At 74.1% G+C, this 4,736-nt stretch carries 3 protein-coding genes; all 3 read right to left on the minus strand.

Features of this window, described 5'->3' with window-relative positions:
• The coding region (locus BLQ97_RS22775) for a HAMP domain-containing protein (protein ID WP_245692672.1) at positions 1-1,049 on the minus strand (1,049 nt) is incomplete at its 3' end.
• Positions 1,050-1,087: 38 nt separating this feature from the next.
• Positions 1,088-2,689 carry a methyl-accepting chemotaxis protein gene (locus tag BLQ97_RS22780; RefSeq protein ID WP_091369520.1) on the minus strand — a complete coding sequence of 534 codons (1,602 nt, stop codon included), beginning with the start codon at positions 2,687-2,689 and terminating at the stop codon, positions 1,088-1,090.
• 43 nt (positions 2,690-2,732) lie between these two features.
• Entirely contained in the window at positions 2,733-4,358 is a 1,626-nt protein-coding gene (locus BLQ97_RS22785) for a methyl-accepting chemotaxis protein (RefSeq protein ID WP_245692673.1), read from the minus strand.
• Positions 4,359-4,736 lie beyond the last annotated feature (378 nt).

Here is a 4,736-nt window from a genome sequence, read left to right on the forward strand (position 1 = left end):
GAGGCCTCGGCGGCGTTGCTGGCGATCTCCCGGATCGACGCCCCCATCTGCTCCGCACCCGCGGCCACCGTCTGCACGTTGCGGCTGACCTCCTCCGCAGCGCCGGCCACCACACCCGACTGCGCCGAGGTCTCCTCCGCCGAGGCCGAGATCTGCGCCGACGACGCCGACAGCTCCTCGGAGCTGGCGGCCACCGCGTCGGAGGCACCGGCCACCGACGCCATCACCTCGCGGATGCCCGCCTGCATGGCCGCCAGCGAGGCCGCCATCTCGCCGACCTCGTCCCGCCGCGCGACGCCCGAGTCCACGGTCAGGTCACCCTGCGCCGCGGCGTCCAGCGCCGACCGGACCTGCCGCAGCGGCCGGACCACCGAGCGGGCCGCCAGCACGGACAGCCCCGCGGCCAGGAGGACGGCGAGCACCCCGACCACGCTGAGCAGTGCCGTCGCCCGGGTCTGCGCCGCGTCCTGCTGCCGGCGGAGGTCGGCGGCGCGCTCCTGGGCCGACGCCTGCACGGTGTCGGCCAGGCCGAGGACGATGCCGTAGCCCGCGCCGGCGTCACCGCCGTTGATGCTCTCGATCGTCGACACGAAGCTCTCCGGCGTCCCCACCGAGAGCCACTCGACCACCTGGTCGTCCCAGCGGAAGTACTCGTCCCACGCCGGGCGCAGCTGCTCGAAGGCCTCGAGCTCGGTGGCGTCCATCGCCGAGGTGTCGACCTGGTCGAGCCACTCGTACACCGCCGCCTTCGCCTCCAGGAGACCCGACCGGTTGTAGGCGTCGGGCGCCAGCGCCACCGCCGGGCCGTAGGCGGCGACGTCGGCCACGACCAGGCCCTGCCAGCCGGTGACGTCCGCGATCTGGAAGCGGGCGGTCTCGGCGTCGGCGAGGACACCGTCGACGGCGCTCACCTGCTCGGCGAGGTCGCGCTGCTCGCCGACCGCGGACAGCCCGGCGCCGGCGGTGACCAGCACGAGCGCTCCGACGGCGCCGAAGGCGAGGCCGAGCCGGCGTCCGACACGGACGTTCTGGAGGCGGGGGAGGGGCACGGGTGTCTCCTTGTCGCGGCCCTTGCAGGGGCCGGTGTTCAGTAGGTGAAGCGGGCGACGCTGGTGCGCAGCTCGGCGGCCATCCGCGACAGCTCGTCGACGGCGGTGCGCGTCTGGGTCAGCGCCTGGGTGGTGGAGTCGGCCGCGCTGGAGACGCCCGAGATGTTGTCGGCGATCTGGCCCGACCCCTGGGCGGCCTCTTGCACCGAGCGCGACATCTCGTTGGTGGTGGCCGTCTGCTCCTCCACCGCGGAGGCGATGGTGGTCTGCCGGTCGCTGATCTGGGCGACGATCTGGGAGATCTCCCCGATGGCGCCGACGGCGGCGGTGGTGTCGCCCTGGATCGCCTGGACGCGGCGGGCGATGTCCTCCGTCGCCTTCGCCGTCTCCTGGGCCAGCTCCTTGACCTCGTTCGCGACGACGGCGAAGCCCTTGCCGGCCTCACCAGCGCGAGCGGCCTCGATCGTGGCGTTGAGCGCCAGCAGGTTCGTCTGCTCGGCGATCGAGGTGATGACCTTGACGACGTTGCCGATCTCGGCGGAGGAGTCACCGAGCTTGGCGACCGTGGCGGTGGTGGTCTCCGCCGCGGTGACGGCGCGGGCGGCCACCGCGCTGGCCTCGGCGGCGTTGCTGGCGATCTCCCGGATCGAGGCGCCCATCTGCTCCGCGCCGGCGGCGACGGTCTGCACGTTGCGCGACACCTCGTCCGCGGCACCGGCGACCACGCCGGACTGCGCCGAGGTCTCCTCCGCCGAGGCGGAGATCTGCGCCGACGACGCGGACAGCTCCTCGGAGGAGGCGGCGACCGCGTCGGCCGACGCGGCGACCGCCTGCAGCACGCCGCGCAGGTTGTCCTGCGCCGTGCCGAGCGCGGCGGCCATGCGGCCGAGCTCGTCCTGCCCGCGCACCTCGGGGACGACGGTCAGGTCGCCGTCGGCCAGGGCCTCGACCGACCGCTGCACCGAGCGCACGGTGCTCACCAGCCGCCGCACGACGGACACCGTGAGGGCGCCGGCGACGAGGACGCCGGCGGCCAGGGCCACCCAGAGGGTGGTCGTCGACGAGGAGTGGATCGCGGCGGCGTCGTCGGCGTCGGCCTGGCCGGCGCCGACCCGCCGCTCCTGCATGGCGTTGTACTGGTCCATGAGCACGTCGGAGCGGTCCTGCAGCGGGCCGGTGATCACCGCGGCCGCCGTGGCCAGGTCGCCGGCGTCGGCGGCGGGCACCAGCTGCTCGTCGGCGATGGCGTAGTAGTCCTCGACGGTGGCGCGGAACTCGTCGAACGCCTGCCGGTTCACCGTCACCTCGGCGTAGGCGTCGAGCTGCCCGTCGATGGTGTCCCGCCGCTCGGCCAGGTCGGTGAGGAGCGCGGCCCGGGCCTGCGCGTCGGCGATCGGGTAGGTGTTGTACCGCGATCGGTCGCCCTGCCAGGAGCGCTGGATGTTGGCCAGGTCGGCGAGCCGGACGACGTTGTCGTTGATCCGGGTCGCGGCCGCCTCCAGGGCGGACAGCCGGCTGACGGCCAGGACGGTCATCGCGACCGCGACGAGCGCGAGGACGACGACGGCGGCGCCGATCTTGACGCCGACGGGCCGGTCGGCGAACCAGCCGCCCGTGCGGCCGCTGCGGGTGTCGCTCATGGGTCTCTCCAGGTGGGTGGTCGTGCGGTGCGGGCGGGTGCGTTCAGTAGGTGAAGCGGGCGACGGTGGTGCGCAGGTCGGCGGCCATGCGGGCGAGCTCGTCGACGGCCGTGCGGGTCTGGGTGAGCGCCTGGGTGGTGGAGTCCGCGGCGGTGGAGACCCCGGAGATGTTGTCGGCGATCTGGCCCGACCCCTGGGCGGCCTCCTGCACGGAGCGGCTCATCTCGTTGGTGGTGGCCGTCTGCTCCTCCACCGCGGAGGCGATGGTGGTCTGCCGGTCGGAGATCTGGGCGACGATCTGGCTGATCTCCCCGATCGCGCCGACCGCGGCGCCGGTGTCGGCCTGGATGGCCTGGACGCGGCGGGCGATGTCCTCCGTCGCCTTCGCCGTCTCCTGGGCCAGCTCCTTGACCTCGTTGGCCACCACCGCGAAGCCCTTACCCGCCTCACCGGCGCGGGCGGCCTCGATGGTGGCGTTGAGGGCGAGCAGGTTCGTCTGCTCGGCGATGCTGGTGATGACCTTGACGACGTTGCCGATCTCGGCGGAGGAGTCACCGAGCTTGGCGACCGTGGCGGTGGTGGTCTCCGCCGCGGTGACGGCGCGGGCGGCCACCGCGGAGGCCTCGGCGGCGTTGCTGGCGATCTCCCGGATCGACGCGCCCATCTGCTCGGCACCCGCGGCCACGGTCTGCACGTTGCGCGACACCTCCTCGGCCGCACCGGCGACCACGCCGGACTGCGCCGAGGTCTCCTCCGCCGAGGCCGAGATCTGCGCGGACGACGCCGACAGCTCCTCCGAGGACGCGGCCACCGCGTCCGCCGAGGACACGACCGAGGCCATCACCTCCCGGAGGCGGGCCTGCGCCTCGTCGAGTGCCAGGGCCACGCGGCCGACCTCGTCGCGCGACCGGACCCCGGAGGTCGTGGTCAGGTCCCCAGCGGCCAGGGCGGAGGCCACGGACAGCACCGAGGTGAGCGGCCGCACGATGCGGCGGGCGGTGCCGAGAGCCAGGACCAGCGTGGCGACCAGCCCCAGCGCGATAGCGACCGCCGTGGTCCACTGCGCCTGCGACTGCTCGGCGTGCGCGGCGTCGACGGCGGCGTCGGCCCGGGCCTCGAGCGACTCGCGCAGCTCCGTGGTGAGCGTGAAGACCTCGAAGTACACGTCCCACCCGGGGCCGAGGACCAACTGGTCGCCCGCCTCGAGGGCGGCCGGGGTGTCCTGGGCGAAGGCCTGCACGACCTGCTCGTCCACCTCGAAGAAGTCCTCCCAGCGCTCCTCGATGGTGGCGAAGGTCGACCGCTCCTCCTCGGTCAGCACGTCCGTGGGCATCGCCGCCAGGTGACCGCGCAGCCGGTCGGCGCTGTCGAGGAAGCCGGCGCGGTTGGCGTTGTCCTCCGCGACGGCCGCCGCACCACCGATGCGGCGGGTGTCCCAGGCGTAGGACGCCTGCCAGCCGGTGACGTCGGAGTTCGAGGTCTCGATGTCCTGCACGCTGCTCAGCGCGGCGTCGAGGGAGCTGACCTCGTCGAGCGTGGCGCCGGCGTCCTGCAGACCGGACAGGCCGAAGCCGCCGACGAGGACGGCGGCGGCCATGCCGGCGGCACCGACGGCGAGGACGGAGCCGCGGACGCCGACGCGGCTCCGTCGGGACGTCGAGCTGGGCATGGGGAGGTCCTTCCAGGGAGGGTGTGCGCCGCCGGGTTCCGGGGCGGAGGTGCGGCCGGCGGTCTCTCGTCCATTCCGGGCGAGGACGACAGTAGGGGTCTGCGAAACACGAACGGACGAAGAAGAGGTCCGCGTGACCGCATCGTGAGGAATGGCGTCGGATGCGTTCCCGAGCCATTCGGTGACCATTCCGGCCGTGTCGACTCGTCGGCACCGGGACGGCGGTCCCGCGCCGTTCCCGCAGGTGGCCGGACGGCAGGGGACGGCCGGCCCGGTGGTCGCCGGACGGGCCCGGTCGCCGTGTCGACAGCCCGGGGCGGTGACCGGGCGACACGCCGCCCGTGTCGCCGGGACACCCCGGGAACGCGACGGGCCGGG

This window comes from Geodermatophilus telluris, assembly GCF_900102745.1.
GTDB lineage: Bacteria > Actinomycetota > Actinomycetes > Mycobacteriales > Geodermatophilaceae > Geodermatophilus > Geodermatophilus telluris.

Excerpts from the sequence above, each read along its gene's own strand:
- BLQ97_RS22780 (WP_091369520.1), bottom strand. The coding sequence starts at position 2,689 with ATGAGCGACACCCGCAGCGGCCGCACGGGCGGCTGGTTCGCCGACCGG.
- BLQ97_RS22785 (WP_245692673.1), bottom strand. The coding sequence starts at position 4,358 with ATGCCCAGCTCGACGTCCCGACGGAGCCGCGTCGGCGTCCGCGGCTCC.